This window comes from Xanthomarina sp. F1114 (genome assembly GCF_026410255.1).
Classification (GTDB): Bacteria; Bacteroidota; Bacteroidia; order Flavobacteriales; family Flavobacteriaceae; genus Xanthomarina.
Genome location: NZ_JAPMLL010000004.1, coordinates 103,390 through 118,884 on the forward strand (window position 1 = coordinate 103,390; position 15,495 = coordinate 118,884).

The following is a 15,495-nucleotide window of genomic DNA, read 5'->3' on the forward strand; positions in this document are numbered from 1 at the left end:
ATGGCAAGCCTTAACAGAGACATACAAGACAAATTACAGAACCTGAATATATTTGAAAAAATAATAGGAATAAATTTTCTCATCTTTTTTGTGGGTTTATTTATTCGAGTTATTTTTAATATAAATGCAAGTTTAAGCTGGATAGAATTGCCTAGCGACTTTATGGATGCCATTTTGCAACCATGGGCAGTGCTTACTTACGGGTTTACACACTACGATTTTTTACACATCCTATTTAATATGATTTGGATATATTTTATTGGAAAAATGTCTATGAATCTCTTCCCAATAAAAATGGGATTAAATGTCTATTTCTTAGGAATTATATCTGGAGGTCTATTATTTTTATTGGGCTACAACGTATTTCCAGGCTTTTTTGAAGGCAAAAGCAGATTAGTTGGAGCATCTGCTGGAGTTCGAGCCTTATTGATTTTTTTATGTGCATATATGCCAAAAATGGATGTGCGCTTCTTTACCTTTAATATAAAACTCTGGTATATTGGTATTGCTATTGTAATTATTGATGTATTAGGCCTTTTTGGATCAAATTCTGGTGGCTATTTAGCGCATCTTGGAGGTTCTTTATTGGGCTACTTTTATGCTGTTCAATTAAAAAAAGGAACGGATATAGGAAAAGGTTTTGAAAACCTAATGGATGGAGTAAGCAGTATGTTTAAAAAGTCTGGAAAGTCGCCTTTAAAAACTGTACATAGAAAAAAAGCTGAGAAATTTGCTGGTTATACCAAGTCGGAATTTAACGAACTTAATAAGCAAAAAAAAATAGATGTTATCTTAGATAAAATTGGAAAAAGCGGGTATGACAGCTTAACCAAAGAAGAAAAAGAATTTTTGTTTAAAGCAGGTAAATAATAGATTATATATGAAAAATCTAAAGTTTGTCGAAAAGTTGATGTATTCAATTAACGCTTTAATGGCAATTATGCTTTTACTTTCTTATATATTACCATATTTCCCTCCAAAAAAGTTTGCCTTACTATCTGTATTAAGTTTGGGAGTTCCTTTTTTGATTCTCATCAATGTACTTTTCTTTATTTATTGGTTAATTAAAGTAAAAAAACAACTCATTCTCTCCTTGACGGCTTTAATTATTGGTTATTTTACCTTGGGTTCTTTTTATAAATTTACATCCTCTAATGACGTGCCAGATGAAACTGATTTGTCTGTAATGAATTATAACGTTCGCTTGTTTAACTTATACAATTGGATTCCAGAAAAAGGGATTGAAACTAAAGCAGTCGATTTTATAAAATCTAAAGCTCCGGATATACTTAGCTTGCAGGAATATCATCCACATAAAAACATCGATTTATCATTTTTTAAGTATAAATTCGAAAAACTTTCAGGCAATAAAGTAAAATATGGTCAAGCTATTTTCTCTCAGTATCCCATTATTAATTCCGGATCTGTGGAGTTTCCAAACACGTCAAACAACGCTATTTTTGTCGATATAGTTAAAAATAACGATACACTTCGTATTTATAACGTGCATCTACAGTCTCACCGAATAGATGCAGATTTTGGAAAACTGACTAAAGAAGAGTCTCAATGGATTTTTAAACGGGTAGAGCAGACCTTTAAGATGCAACAGGTACAAGCTGAATTGTTTTTGAAACATAAAAATGCCAGTCCGTATAAAATGATAATTTGTGGCGATTTTAATAATTCGGCGTTTTCTTATGTGTATAAAGAAATTAAAGGAGATTTAAAAGATGCCTTTCAAAAGGCAGGAAATGGTTTTGGAAGAACTTACGACTTTAAATTTTTTCCTGTAAGGATCGACTTTATTTTTGCCGAAAAAGAGTTTGAAGTTACAGACTTTAAAACTTTTGATAATAAATATTCAGACCACTATCCACTTTTGGCTAGTTTTAAGCTAAACCCTTAATCTTTATAAAAACGAATTGGATTTTATTAATTGTTGCGGGACTATTTGAAATGGCTTTTACTGTTTGACCTAGTAAAGCTAAGGAAACTACAGGAAACGAATTGACTTCTTGGTATGTTAGATTTTTAGTTTGTCTGGCAATTAGTATGTATTTCTTGGTTAAAGTAACTCAAGAATTATTCATAAGAACAGCTTATGCCTTCTGCACCGGAATTGGAGCAGTAGGAACTGTGTTGGTTGAGATTTTTATGTTTAAGGATACCAGTAAGCTTTTGGAGAGTCTTCTTCTTAATTACTTTAAAGGATTAGTTTAGGCCTAAAACTTGCTTCAAATAAAACTTCTACATGAGTAAACAATCTACAGAATCGGCTATAATATGAATTACTAACCCTAAACCTATTAATCTGGTTTTCTTAGGAAGTAATAAAAGGACATATATACCAATTGCGTAATAACTGTGTAAAGGATGAAAGTTAATACTACATCTATTTGGATCGAACATGGGGTTTGCAAGCAGATGATCTAAATCTATTAACATTCCTAATATCATGATAAGATAAGCAGTTTTCCATGCCGATTTAAAGAATAAAAAAGCAACAACTAAGGGTAGTAGAAAGTGTATTCCATAATGTACAAGTGGTTGTAGCATTATAAATATTTGTATTGATTTTCTAAGTAATTTAAAGTATTTGGACCTTCACTAAACAACAGGTCTAAAATGTTTAAGTTTGGAATAAAACCATGTTTGTCGTTAAACACCTGGGTGTAAGCATCAAAATTATAAAACTTTTCTTTTCTGGCATTTGCTAAATACCTGAAATCCATTTTGTCTTCTACAGTTTTCTGAAAGGTTTCAGTTTTAGAACTGTTAATTTCCCATTGTAAACAATCTAAAACAGCTTCCATACATTTAAAGTTGAAGTCTAATAGAAAATCGGCTTTTTCAGTAAATAACGGATGAAGTTCATCTTCATAAAACTCAAAAAAAGGGGAGGTTCTATAAGCTGTTTCTAATGATTTCCAGTGGTTATCTTGCCAGTTTTCTTCATTATATATTTTTATATCCCGATACTTTTGTCTTTCCTTTTGAGTATGAATAATAGGGATGCTTAATTTTAATATACCGTTAGCACCATAAATATAAGTTCTGTTTCTATAGGTCTGCTTTTGGTAATTATCGTCCATTTCAAACGTAACTTCATCCGCATGAAGCATGGCTGCAGCATGCGCAATATTAGGGAAATATGTAGGATGAATAAGCGCGTTCATAAGAATAACTGTTTCCTGGAAAATTTAAAAATTAGTAATTTCTATGCTTTGGCTTTCTTGTGTTTTCTCCATTTATTAAACCCAAATAGAGCAGCTAGTAAAACTAAAAATGGAATAAAGTACGAAACTGGTTCTCCGCTTCCATGAACTGTTGTAAAGAAACGTTCCCAACGTGGTTTACCAAATCTATCCCAGCTCATCCAAATAAGAACAGGCTTTCCTACAACATGGTCGAAAGGCACAAATCCCCATGATCTGGCATCTTGGGAGTTATGACGGTTGTCTCCCATCATCCAGTAATAATCCTTTTTAAATGTATAAGTATTTGCAACTTCCCCATTAATATAAATCTGATTTCCTTTTACTTGAAGCGTATTATCTTCATACTCCGTAATAGCTCGCTTGTATAAAGGCAGAACATTTAGGTTTATATCGATAGTTCCTCCAGCTTTAGGAATATAAAGTGGACCAAAGAAATCGTTGTTCCAGTGGTAATTAGGGTCGTGTGGAAATACGCTAGCTTCTCTTTCGCCTTTTTCACGTTTTAAAGATTCTACACTTCCTACATTTGGATGGTCTTTAAACTGATTTAACGTCTCGTCTGTTATTCCAGGAAAATAGCTTAAGGAATAATCCTGATTATATTGAGGCAGATCTGTTATACCATATCTTTTTGTTAACTGGTCATTATTGAAGGGGCCGTTTTTAGGTTCAATTTTATAAGCAAACTGAAGTTTGGCTCTATCAGGTAGTTCGTTTTGTTTCCCATCTATAAAAACATAACCATTGCGAACTTCTAAAGTGTCTCCAGGTAAACCAACTGCACGTTTTACATAATTGGTTTTTTTATCTATAGGTTTGTAGTGGTTTCTATCCGTATAGCGCATGTTTAACATGGTGTCTACAGGCCAGTTAAAAACCACAATATCGTTACGCTTTATTTTCTGAAAACCTGGAAGGCGCATATAAGGCAAAGACAGTTTATTTACGAAAGCCGTTTTCTTTTTCTCTACATGGTCGTTGTATAAATACGATTTCTTATTAATAAAAGGAATGGTATCATGTACCATAGGAGCAGCAATAGTAGTCATTGGTACTCGAGGTCCATAATGAAATTTACTTACAAATAGGAAATCTCCAACTAATAATGATTTTTCTAGAGAAGAGGTTGGTATAGTATAGGGTTGGATAAAATATGTATGAACAATAGTTGCAGCTACAATTGCAAAAAGAATAGAACTTACCCAATCTCCAGCTGTTGTTCTTGGATGTAAACTCCTGTCTTTTATGTATTCTAAATCTAGTCCATAATTAAGATAGAAATTATAAAAACCTAAAGAAAATATAGCTAAAATAGTATCTGTGGTCGAATTCTTCCCAAAACTTCGCGCCGTTTCCACCCAAACAACAGGAAACATAATGAGGTTTACAATAGGTAAGAATAGTAAAATAGTCCACCACCATGGTCTATTGATTATTTTCATTAAAATTACGGCATTATAAACGGGAACAAAAGCTTCCCAAGCTTGCCTGCCAGCTTTAATGTATAGTTTCCAAGTTCCTAATCCATGAATTATTTGTATAACTATAAGGAAAATAAACAATTGTGTTAAGGTCATAATTTCTTCTTTTGTTTTTTTATTAGTGCAAAATCACTAAAAAATGTTACTTCTTTTATATGTGTTAACCTATATTTAACACATCTTTCATGGTAAAAACGCCTGCTTTGTCTAGAATCCACTCTGCAGCAATTACAGCTCCAAGCGCAAAACCTTCCCGGTTGTTGGCTGTGTGTTTAATAGAAATACTATCCGCTTCACTTGCATAAGTAATCTCATGTGTACCCGGTACAGTATCAATACGTTTGGATGTAATAGAAATGGATTTTTCTTTATTTTTGTTTAAAATCCAATGTTTATATTCTTGATGTTTTTCAATAATACCTTCAGCTAAAGTAATGGCGGTACCACTTGGTGCATCTAGCTTTTCTGTGTGGTGTATTTCTTCCATAGACACCTCATATTGCTTTAAGTGGTTCATCAATTTAGCTAAGTTTTTATTCAGCTCGAAAAAAATATTAACCCCCAAACTAAAATTAGAAGCAGAAAGGAACGCCCCATTATTTTCATGACATAGTTTAACAGCTGCATCGTAATTTTCTAGCCATCCTGTAGTTCCCGAAATTACAGGAACACCAAGTTTCAAGCATTTTGCAATATTAAAAAAAGCTGCTTTAGGAACACTAAAATCTATGGCGACATCTGCAGAACTTAGATCGTAACCATCTTCATCATTTGTTTTAATTACTATTTCATGTCCACGTTGTAAAGCAATTTGTTCTATTGTTTTACCCATTTTTCCGTAACCTAGTAATGCTATTTTCATATTAAAACTTATAGTTAAGTGTTAAGCCAAGATCTCCAACATTGTCCATTTCGTTAATTTTATAATGAGGCCTTAAGGATAGTTTGTCATCTACATTATATTGCAGTAAATGTGCATCCACATTGGCGTCAATAATGTTTAGCGCATAAATACCTATAGTTACTAAAAGAGATATTTCTCTGTTTCTACTATAAGTTTTCTGTGCTTCTCTTAAACCAGATGTGGTTACTGTTCCAAAAAACTCGTCGTCTTCAAAACCAGCCAAACGTCTTTTGTAAGCATCTCTATATCTATGGTATTCGTTGTTATTATTTATATAGAAATAAACACTTACGCCTAAACCGGCATATACAATTGGAATTTTCCAGTATTTTTTATTGTATGCTTGACCTAATCCAGGAAGAACGGCAGAGTAGAAGGCGGCTCGTGCTGGGGCAAGTGGATCTATTGGATCTTGAATTATAGAACCTGCTTCAACAACCAACTCTTCGGTTGGAATATTGTTTTCGTTCTTTTTCTTATCTTTTTTCTTGTCTTCCTGGGCGAAAGTCGATAAACAAAATGCAAGTAAAAAAACAACTAGTATAACCTGTTTATTTGGCACTTTTAATAAGTTTTAACATGCGATTAAAGTCTTCTTCCGAATGAAAGGGAATTGTAATGCTTCCTTTTCCATTCTTAGAAACCTTAACGTTAATTTTATGTCCAAAGTATTCTGAAAAATCTTTAACCCCATCTTTTAAGAAAAGAGGTACTTCTTTCTTTTCAGGAACTTTTAGTGTTTTTTTGTTTTGATAGGTTTTTACTAATGCTTCCGTGTCTCTAACAGAAAGCTTATTAGTTATAATTTTCTCGTAGATATCTAATTGAATGCCTTGATCTTCAATATTTATAATGGCTCTTCCGTGACCCATGGAAATAAAGCCATCCCGCATACCTGTTTGGATAATTGGATCTAATTTTAATAGACGCAAGTAATTGGCAATGGTCGAACGTTTTTTACCCACACGTTCGCTCATTTGCTCTTGAGTTAAATTAATTTCGTCTATTAATCTTTGATAAGACAGAGCTATTTCTATTGGATCTAAATCCTGACGTTGAATATTTTCAACAAGTGCCATCTCCAACGATTCTTGATCGTTAGCAATTCTAATATAAGCAGGAATAGTTTTTAAACCAATAAGTTTTGAAGCTCTAAAACGTCTTTCTCCAGAGACCAATTGAAATTTATTGAAATCTAATTTTCTTACTGTAATAGGTTGAATTACACCTAATTCTTTAATAGAAGAAGCAAGTTCTACAAGAGTTTCTTCGTTGAAATTGGTTCTAGGTTGAAATGGGTTAATATCGATACATTCAATATCTAATTCAACGATACTGCCAATAACTTTATCTGCATTTTTATCTTGAACAGACGAAATGTCGTTCGATGGATCTTTTAAAAGAGCCGATAATCCTCTACCTAAAGCTTGTTTTTTTGTTGCTTTCGCCATTATTAAGAGTTTTTAATAATAAGTTCTTTTGCCAAACTTAAATAATTTGAAGCACCTTTACTACTAGCATCATAATTTATAATACTTTCACCATAACTAGGAGCTTCACTTAATCTTACATTTCTTTGAATAATGGTTTGGAATACCATATCGTTAAAATGCTTTTGAACTTCTTCTACTACTTGGTTAGACAGACGCAAGCGGGAGTCGTACATAGTTAATAACAAACCTTCAATATCTAAGTTTGTGTTGTGTACCTTTTGGATGCTTTTAATTGTGTTTAAAAGTTTTCCTAAACCTTCTAAAGCAAAATATTCACATTGAATAGGAATAATTACCGAGTCTGCTGCTGTTAAAGCATTTAATGTTAACAGGCCAAGAGAAGGAGCACAATCAATTAAAATAAAATCATAATCATCTTTTATGTCTTGTAGCGCTTTTCTTAACATGTATTCACGTTCTTCCTTATCTACAAGTTCAATTTCAATAGCAACCAAATCTATATGAGAAGGAATGATATCTAAATTAGGCGTACTAGTTTTTATAGTTACCTCTTTAGCTTGTTTTGTATGTTCAAGTAGTTGGTAGGTTCCAACTTCTATAGTGTCTACATCCAAACCTAAGCCAGATGTGGCATTAGCTTGTGGATCTGCATCTATTAAAAGTACTTTTTTTTCAAGCACCCCAAGAGAAGCCGCTAAATTAACAGAAGTGGTTGTTTTGCCAACGCCTCCTTTTTGGTTAGCAATTGCTATGATTTTACCCATTAATAATTTGGTTTTTTGTACCGGTAAAAATACAATTATTTGTGAGTTTAAAAAACGGACTTGTTAACAAAAACAGATCTTTTTTGTTAAACTCATTTATGTTAAGAATTTTGTTTAAAATTAAAATATATAGGTAGCCTTTAGTTGGAACCCAGAAGCTTTGTAGTAGGAAAAAATACTTTTTAAAACATGAGTATTTATAAGTTCAAATTTAGTTTCTGGTTGATAGGTTAAATTAAAATCTATTTTTTGTTTTCCAAAACGGATATATGTCCCAGCACTAAAGCTACTTGCTAACTTATTGGACGATTCATAAAAATAAGTTGGTGCGCCATATATATTTTGTTGTTCGGTAATCGTAGCCATACTATTAAATATAAATCCTCCGTTAAAACCTAAGTAAGGGCTAAATGTTTTACTCATGTTGTTAAATGTATAACGTATCCCTATCATAGTAGTTAAATAGGATAAATCTGCTTTTAAAAAAGTCGAATTTTCACTGGATTTAAATTCGTTAGGGAAAGTATAGTCAACTAAAAGTACAAAACCAATATTGTTTTTTAACATATTAGTGTTAAAGTACACTTGAGCTCCAAGCACTAGGGCTCCATAGTTATTATTCACTCCTGGAGATAATTTATCGAAAGAGGTGTTAAGAAAATTGTAACCCAAGTTTACTCCTACTTCTATAACTTCTTTCGGGGCATTCGCTTCAGTTATCACGTTTGTAGCAAATTGAATATCTTCATTTAAATTACAATTATTATATGTGTTTACAATAGACTGTAATGTACCAAAAGTTATAACCTGGCTCTTATTATAAGCTTGTTCTTGAGCTTCTTTGCATTTGTTTATATAAACAGATAAGGTGGCATACTCAAATTTATTTAATTCTTTATCATTTACTACAACTCTGGATATCTCTCTAAAGCCATGTTCGTCATTGTTTAAAAAATAGTGTTTCCCACTTTTATAAACTGAAAGTGCGCCTATGATAACCTCTTCAAATAAGTAAATAGTGTTTTTATATTGTCTAGGTACATACCTGGTATTATTGTCGTTGAAACTTTCTATTTCAGTAACACCATAAGTAGTTTTTACATTATTATCAGTTTTTGCTATTATTCCAATAATATAGGAGTCTGAGTCTAAATTAAAACTGGTTTTTTTAAACTGAACTTTTGAACCATCTTTAAAAGTTATAGTAGGAAGGTTTTTATTTTGAGCAAAGACAAAAGTGGAAAAAAAAATTAATAGTAGAAAGATTGGGGTTTTCATGTTATCTTTTTTAGTTTTATCAATCAAAGATATTATTTAAAAATTAATTACATGACTTTAGTCATGTTTTTCCTCTATTAGGACTTATATATTTGCAGTGTAGGATAGAGGATAGATTTGTCCGATTTATGTAATTTTAAAGAAAACCACTAAAAATCACACTTATGAAATCAAACCAAAAATTAAAAAGAAACTTAGTAAAGAGTATTGCTTTGTTGGCAATGCCCATGTTTTTTGTAGCTTGTTTAAACGACAAGAAAGAAGAAACAAGCACAGCTGAAATACCTGTAAACCAGGAAATGATGGCTGAATTAACCGCTCCTCCTAATGTGCCAACACCCGTTGGAACAAGAAAAGCAAAAAAACTTAAGGTTAATATGGAGATTCTTGAACAAGAAGGAGAATTAACTTCTGGAGTAAGATACAATTACTGGACTTTTGGAGGTTCTGTCCCTGGAAGCTTTATTAGAACAAGAGTTGGTGACGAAGTAGAATTTACATTATCTAACCATCCAGATAATAAATTACCTCATAATATTGATTTGCATGCTGTAACAGGACCTGGAGGTGGAGCCGAATCGTCGTTCGTTGCACCAGGATTTGAAAAAACCTTTTCATTTAAAACCTTAAACCCAGGACTTTTTGTTTACCATTGTGCTACAGCACCAGTTGGAATGCACATTGCAAACGGAATGTATGGTTTAATTTTGGTTGAACCAGAAGGAGGTTTATCACCTGTTGATAAAGAATACTATATTATGCAAGGTGATTTCTACACCAAAGGTAAAAATGGTGAAAGAGGGTTACAACCATTCGATATGCAGAAAGCTGTGGACGAAAATGCAGATTATGTTGTGTTTAACGGAAGTGTTGATGGTTTAACTGGAGACAACGCTATTACGGCTAAAGTAGGAGAGACTGTAAGACTTTATGTTGGTAACGGTGGTCCAAACTTAGTTTCATCTTTCCATGTAATTGGAGAAATTTTCGACAAAGTATATGTAGAAGGAGGAGACTTAATTAACGAAAACATTCAAACAACACTTATTCCAGCTGGAGGTGCTGCTATTGTTGAGTTTAGAGTGGATGTTCCTGGATCTTTAGTATTAGTAGATCACTCTATATTTAGAGCCTTTAATAAGGGTGCTTTAGGTATCTTAAATGTTGAAGGAGAAGAGAACGAGAAAATTTATTCTGGTGAAATATATGAAGGAATTTATTTGCCAGAAGGTCCTGGAATTCAAAGTATGCCTACTACAGATGAAATTGTGGAATCTGATGTACCAGCGAAGTCTATGGAAGAACAAATGAAATTTGGTAAGCAAGTTTATATGCAAACCTGTTTTGCTTGTCACCAAGGGGAAGGCCAAGGTATTCCTAATGCGTTTCCTCCATTGGCAAAATCAGATTATTTAAATGCTGATGTAAATCGTGCTATTAGTGCTGTGGTTAATGGACTTAGCGGCGAAATTACTGTAAACGGAGAGACTTATAATAGTGTTATGACAAGACAGATGATTTCTTCTGAAGAGGTTGCTAATGTTCTGACTTATGTTTATAACAGCTGGGGTAATAATGGAACAGTAGTGTCTAAAGAAATGGTAGAGAAAGTTAAAAATCAATAAGAAAATAATAGAAAATATGAAAACCAAAGTCTTTAGTTTGTTTATAATATGTATCACGTTTCAATCTTTAATGTTTGGACAAGCTAAAGACATGGTTCTTATAGAAGGAAACCGATATATACCATTGTATGGTCGAGACTCGACTGTAGTAGAAGTGAAAGACTTTAGGATGGATGTCTATCCGGTAAGTGTTGAAGACTATACAAAATTTTTAAAAGAGAACCCGAAGTGGCGAAAATCTAAAGTAAAAGGATTATTCGCGGATAAAAGTTATTTGTCGAATTGGGACTCAGATTTAAAAATGAACGATTCTGTTAACTCTAACAGTCCAATTACGAATGTATCTTGGTTTGCTGCCAAAGCTTATTGCGAATGTCAAGATAAACGTTTGCCAACTATTGATGAATGGGAATATGCGGCAATGGCAGACGAAACCACAAAAGATGCCCGAGTTAAGCCTGAGTACAATTCAAGAATTTTAGCTTGGTATGAAGCTCCAAAGAAACAACCTGTAATAGGGGAAAGTCCTAAAAATATATGGGGAGTTTATGATTTACATGGATTGGTTTGGGAGTGGACACTTGATTTTAATTCGGTATTAATAACGGGAGAATCTAGAAAAGATACCGACAAAGATAGTAACCTATTCTGTGGCAGTGCATCCATTAATGCTACAGACTTAATGAATTATGCTGCCTTTATGCGTTATGCTATCAGAGGAAGTTTACAGGCGAAAAATTCTATGAAAAACTTAGGGTTTCGTTGCGTTCAGGACATAAAACAAAATATGTAAATGAAGAATTTAAAAGCTATTATATCTATGTTGATGTTATTAACTGTAATAACATCATGTAATTCTGATAAATCTAAGGCATCCCACGAGCAATTAGTTGTATACCAATGCCCTATGAAGTGCGAAGGAGGTAAAACCTATGATGAAAATGTAAACTGCCCAATTTGTAAAATGGATCTTCAAGTAGTGGAAGGTGAAGTATCAAAAAAAGAAACCACAAATGAGATTTCAGATGAATCTATTTTTAACCTTACAAGTAAGTGGCATACAGAAGAAGATGAGGAAATTCAGCTAAAAGATTTAAAAGGGAAAAATTTAGTTATGGTTATGATTTATACGTCTTGTAAAGCTGCTTGTCCAAGACTAGTTGCCGATATGAGAAATATTGAAGCGCAAATTCCTAAAGAAAACCTTGGCGACCTTCAGTTTGTTCTAGTAAGTATAGACCCTACTGTAGACACACCAAAACGTCTTAAAGATTTTGCCAAAGAAAATGCTATGAATGACGAACACTGGACATTTTTACAAGGTACAGAAAGTGGAGTCAGAGAATTTGCTAATGTATTATCGGTTAAATACAAAGAAATTTCACCGATAGATTTTTCACATTCAAACATTATTAGTGTCTTTAATAAAGAAGGAGAATTAATTCACCAGCAAGAAGGTTTAGGTGTCGATAATAAAGAAACGGTTGAGTCTATTTTACAACTAACACAATAATAATTAGTATTCAATAAATTATTGAAAGCGTTATAAAACGCGAAAATCCTTATAAAAATTCAGATGAAAAAACTATTAGCAGTCCTATGTATAGGACTTGGCATGGCGACTTATGCCCAAGAATTTGAAATTTCTGCCGAGTTAAGGCCGAGATTTGAATATAGACATGGATACAAAACTCTAGCCGATGATATGCTTGATCCGGCAGCCTTTGTATCTCAACGTACACGGTTAAATTTTGGCTATAATAGCGAAAAGTTAAATGTTTATTTTAGTGCTCAAAACGTAAGAGTTTGGGGAGATGTAGCAACATCATCTTTATCCGATAAAAATGGAACAGCTATTCATGAAGCATGGGCAGAACTCTTGTTAAATAATCAGTTCTCCTTGAAGTTTGGACGTCAAGAAATTATTTACGACGATCAGCGTATGTTTGGTAATGTTGGTTGGGCACAACAAGCTAGAAGTCACGATGCTTTAATTGCAACGTTTAGGCCTAACGATAATAATAGAATAGACCTAGGTTTGGCAATTAGTGCCGAAAGTGAATCTTTATTTGAAATAGATTATAATGTTAATAATTATAAATCGTTTCAATATGTATGGTATCACGCCAATTTGGATAGCTTCGGATTAAGTTTTTTAGCACTTAATAATGGCTATGCGTTTGAAAATAGCAATAATGAGCAAGAGGTAGATTACAATCAAACTTTTGGGACACATGCCACATATGGACAGAATAAATTAAAAGCAGATGCTTCTATCTATTTTCAAACAGGAAAAATTGCCAACACTAAGTTAAGCGCATATAATTTTGCTTTAAATGCACATTACGCAATTGGCGAAAACTTTAATGTAGGCTTAGGTGGAGAATATTTGTCTGGAACCGATATGGACTCTAACAGTAACAAAATAGAGTCTTTTAATCCCTGGTATGGAACCAATCATAAATTTAATGGATGGATGGATTATTTCTATGTTGGAAACCATATAAACTCTGTAGGTTTATTAGATATTAATGCAACAGTCGCTTTTAATAAGAATAAATTTTCAGCTAAGTTAATGCCACATTTCTTTTCTTCGGCAGCAACTATTGTTGATGGGATGGGAGAGAAAATGAGTAATTCTTTAGGTACAGAAATCGATTTAGTGCTAGGTTATAGTTTGTCTAAAGACATTCAGTTTCAAGTAGGATACTCTCAAATGTTTGCAACAGAAAGTATGGAAATTTTAAAAGGAGGCGATAAAAGTGAAACAAATAATTGGGCCTGGGCCATGATTGTTGTTAAACCATCATTATTTAAAACATCTTTTAAGAAAGCAGAGACTATAGATTAATTTTAAAATTTAAAAAACCTCTACAATTTATAAATTGTAGAGGTTTTTTGTTTTAAAAAGACTTGTATAAGATATATATTATGAATTACTTCCAAAATTCATCATCCAGGTTGTCGTTAAAAGGCTCCGATTGATGAATTTTTTCTATATATAATAACTGCGCTTCCGTTGCAACCTTTTGTACCTCTGGAAAAAGAACTCGTTCTTCAAAGCGGATGTGTTGCTCTAATTCCTCTTCAATTTTACTCAAAGTTTTAGGTTCTACTTCGGTTTCAGAAAACAATCGCTTCAGACGCCTGTGCTCTGCTAATGCGCGTTTTACTAATTCATTGTTTTCATCTAAAATGGAAAAAATATGGGCTTCTTCCAATTCAAAATGAGGAATTAAATGATTTTCAAAAAACCAATCAGCATATGCTTTTATACGCTTTGGTTCGATACCTTTATTAAAACCACTTCTTATTTTCCAAGATAAAAGTAAGCCATGATGATGTTCTCTGCTTAAAGGTTGTAAGGCTTTATGACGTTTTTGAGGTTTAGTTTTCATACTAATTTGGTTTTGTAAATATTAAAAATAAGGCTAAAAACTCCTAAAGGAAGTAAGATACTACTAATAAATAGCAGGACATAATAGTTAGGCAACAATCCAATACCTACGTAGAATAAACAACCTTGAGCTATAATTATAATTTCGGTAAGAATAAATCCTAAAATAAAAATATACATACCATAATTTAAGTTTCTACTTTGTGTAACTAATTTACTTTGTAATATAAATGCAAATAAAAATCCACTAATAACTCCTAACATAGTTAAATGGATAAAACCAATAACTAAATTTCTATGTTGAAAAGCCATATTTGAAATCTCAGGAATTAGAGATAAGGTTTGGAGACCAATTTTTAGTATAAAACACAGCAATGAGAAGTGGAACATATATCTGGTAATTTTAGAACTGGAATCTAAAAGCTGCTTAAATGGTTTTTTAATTAATTTTAAAAACAGAATAAGACTTATAATTTGTAGAAATACGCCTAAGCCATTAATCCATAATAACGAAATATGTGGGGCAAACCAATTTACTGGAAGCGCAAAAGTTAGAATAGTAGAAATAATTAGTAATTTAAAAAATGTTCTAAATTCTTTAGAGTCCTTTATTTGAAGTTTATATATTAAAACGGCTAAAACGGCAATTAGAAACCAGCCATTAAACTGAAAATGTAAAAAGAACTGTATGGCAATTTGATAAAAAGCAGATGCCTGACCTAATAAGCCAACAGCTGGTCCCAAACACCAAACGCCAATAGTAGAAACAGTCATAAAAATAAGAGAAGACTTGAGTAAATAGCTAGTAACTACGGAATCTGTTTTATGATTTTTCCAAATAAGTCTAACAAAGTAATAACTACAAAATATATGAAGCGTAGAGAAGCTTATTGATATAGCAGCATAGCCTTGAAATGGAAAGCTAATCATCATGCCTACTACTGCGAGTTCTGTAACCCAAAATAGTCTATTATAGATGGGTTTCTTTTCTGGAACAAAGAAATATATAAACAGTGTATAAAGCATTAAATACACCCATCCCAACATAGCCACATGAGAATGTGCATGTGTTAAAAATCTATAATTAAATGGAATTGGCGAGATATAAGTATAGCGTAAAGCTAATCCCATGAGGGCGGCAATAAGAAAATTTATTAAGCAAGTAAGTACGAGCTTTTTGGGCATAAATTAAAATAAATAGCTGAGTTGTAAATATAAAGATATAATTAAAAAAAACACTCCTCTTGTATGACAAACTAAAGAAACATAAATTTACTCCTCAACAAATTTAAACTATTATTAGTAACAGGAGAAGTGCTTTTAATGAACAACTATTATAAATAAAAATTATAATTAAACCTGGAAGTTTTATTG

The 15,495-nt window shown here is 32.5% G+C and carries 16 protein-coding genes and 1 pseudogene; 7 read left to right on the plus strand and 10 right to left on the minus strand.

Translation table 11 applies throughout. From position 1 onward, the window contains the following. The 3 genes and pseudogenes from OS188_RS04300 (at position 1) to OS188_RS04310 (ending at position 2,255) form a co-directional block, all read left to right on the plus strand. The gene (locus OS188_RS04300) at positions 1 to 870 is read left to right on the plus strand and encodes a rhomboid family intramembrane serine protease (protein WP_267147594.1); all 870 of its coding nucleotides are present in this window, start codon (positions 1 to 3) and stop codon (positions 868 to 870) included. Positions 871 to 880: 10 nt separating this feature from the next. Beyond that, on the plus strand, positions 881 to 1,906 hold the full coding sequence (locus tag OS188_RS04305) for an endonuclease/exonuclease/phosphatase family protein (protein WP_267147595.1): 1,026 nt from the start codon (positions 881 to 883) through the stop codon (positions 1,904 to 1,906). A 50-nt stretch (positions 1,907 to 1,956) separates the two neighbouring features. Next, a pseudogene (locus OS188_RS04310) lies at positions 1,957 to 2,255 on the plus strand (DMT family transporter). On the opposite strand, the gene OS188_RS04315 reads toward OS188_RS04310, so the two are convergent. The 8 genes from OS188_RS04315 to OS188_RS04350 form a co-directional block, all read right to left on the minus strand. Beyond that, entirely contained in the window at positions 2,248 to 2,556 is a 309-nt protein-coding gene (locus tag OS188_RS04315; protein WP_267147596.1) for a DUF6122 family protein, read from the minus strand. The pseudogene OS188_RS04310 and the gene OS188_RS04315 overlap by 8 nt on opposite strands. Then, positions 2,556 to 3,176: a WbqC family protein gene (locus OS188_RS04320; RefSeq protein ID WP_267147597.1), complete on the minus strand. Its 621-nt coding sequence runs from the start codon at positions 3,174 to 3,176 to the stop codon at positions 2,556 to 2,558. Before OS188_RS04320 ends, OS188_RS04315 begins: the two co-directional genes overlap by 1 nt. A gap of 41 nt (positions 3,177 to 3,217) precedes the next feature. Beyond that, the gene (gene lepB / locus OS188_RS04325; RefSeq protein ID WP_267147598.1) at positions 3,218 to 4,795 is read right to left on the minus strand and encodes a signal peptidase I; all 1,578 of its coding nucleotides are present in this window, start codon (positions 4,793 to 4,795) and stop codon (positions 3,218 to 3,220) included. 64 nt (positions 4,796 to 4,859) lie between these two features. Then, entirely contained in the window at positions 4,860 to 5,561 is a 702-nt protein-coding gene (dapB, locus tag OS188_RS04330) for a 4-hydroxy-tetrahydrodipicolinate reductase (protein ID WP_267147599.1), read from the minus strand. Position 5,562: 1 nt separating this feature from the next. Further along, complete coding sequence (locus tag OS188_RS04335; RefSeq protein ID WP_267147600.1) at positions 5,563 to 6,165, minus strand: DUF5683 domain-containing protein; 603 nt, start codon at positions 6,163 to 6,165, stop codon at positions 5,563 to 5,565. Beyond that, a complete protein-coding gene (locus OS188_RS04340; RefSeq protein ID WP_267147601.1) occupies positions 6,155 to 7,054 on the minus strand; it encodes a ParB/RepB/Spo0J family partition protein in 900 nt (299 codons plus the stop codon). Before OS188_RS04340 ends, OS188_RS04335 begins: the two co-directional genes overlap by 11 nt. A 2-nt stretch (positions 7,055 to 7,056) precedes the next feature. After that, positions 7,057 to 7,821 carry a ParA family protein gene (locus OS188_RS04345; RefSeq protein WP_267147602.1) on the minus strand — a complete coding sequence of 255 codons (765 nt, stop codon included), beginning with the start codon at positions 7,819 to 7,821 and terminating at the stop codon, positions 7,057 to 7,059. 120 nt (positions 7,822 to 7,941) lie between these two features. Further along, a complete protein-coding gene (locus OS188_RS04350; RefSeq protein ID WP_267147603.1) occupies positions 7,942 to 9,099 on the minus strand; it encodes a hypothetical protein in 1,158 nt (385 codons plus the stop codon). Between the two features lie 164 nt (positions 9,100 to 9,263). On the opposite strand from OS188_RS04350, the gene nirK reads away from it, so the two are divergent. The 4 genes from nirK (at position 9,264) to OS188_RS04370 (ending at position 13,575) form a co-directional block, all read left to right on the plus strand. Continuing rightward, a complete protein-coding gene (gene nirK, locus OS188_RS04355) occupies positions 9,264 to 10,724 on the plus strand; it encodes a copper-containing nitrite reductase (RefSeq protein WP_267147604.1) in 1,461 nt (486 codons plus the stop codon). Between the two features lie 16 nt (positions 10,725 to 10,740). Next, entirely contained in the window at positions 10,741 to 11,517 is a 777-nt protein-coding gene (locus OS188_RS04360; protein ID WP_267147605.1) for a formylglycine-generating enzyme family protein, read from the plus strand. After that, entirely contained in the window at positions 11,518 to 12,237 is a 720-nt protein-coding gene (locus OS188_RS04365; protein WP_267147606.1) for an SCO family protein, read from the plus strand. A 63-nt stretch (positions 12,238 to 12,300) separates the two neighbouring features. After that, positions 12,301 to 13,575, plus strand: a complete 1,275-nt coding sequence (locus OS188_RS04370) for an alginate export family protein (protein ID WP_267147607.1) — start codon at positions 12,301 to 12,303, stop codon at positions 13,573 to 13,575. Positions 13,576 to 13,660: 85 nt separating this feature from the next. Here OS188_RS04370 and OS188_RS04375 read toward each other — a convergent pair whose 3' ends face one another. Then, on the minus strand, positions 13,661 to 14,122 hold the full coding sequence (locus tag OS188_RS04375) for a hemerythrin domain-containing protein (protein ID WP_267147608.1): 462 nt from the start codon (positions 14,120 to 14,122) through the stop codon (positions 13,661 to 13,663). Further along, the gene (locus OS188_RS04380) at positions 14,119 to 15,252 is read right to left on the minus strand and encodes a hypothetical protein (protein ID WP_267147609.1); all 1,134 of its coding nucleotides are present in this window, start codon (positions 15,250 to 15,252) and stop codon (positions 14,119 to 14,121) included. Before OS188_RS04380 ends, OS188_RS04375 begins: the two co-directional genes overlap by 4 nt. Positions 15,253 to 15,495 lie beyond the last annotated feature (243 nt).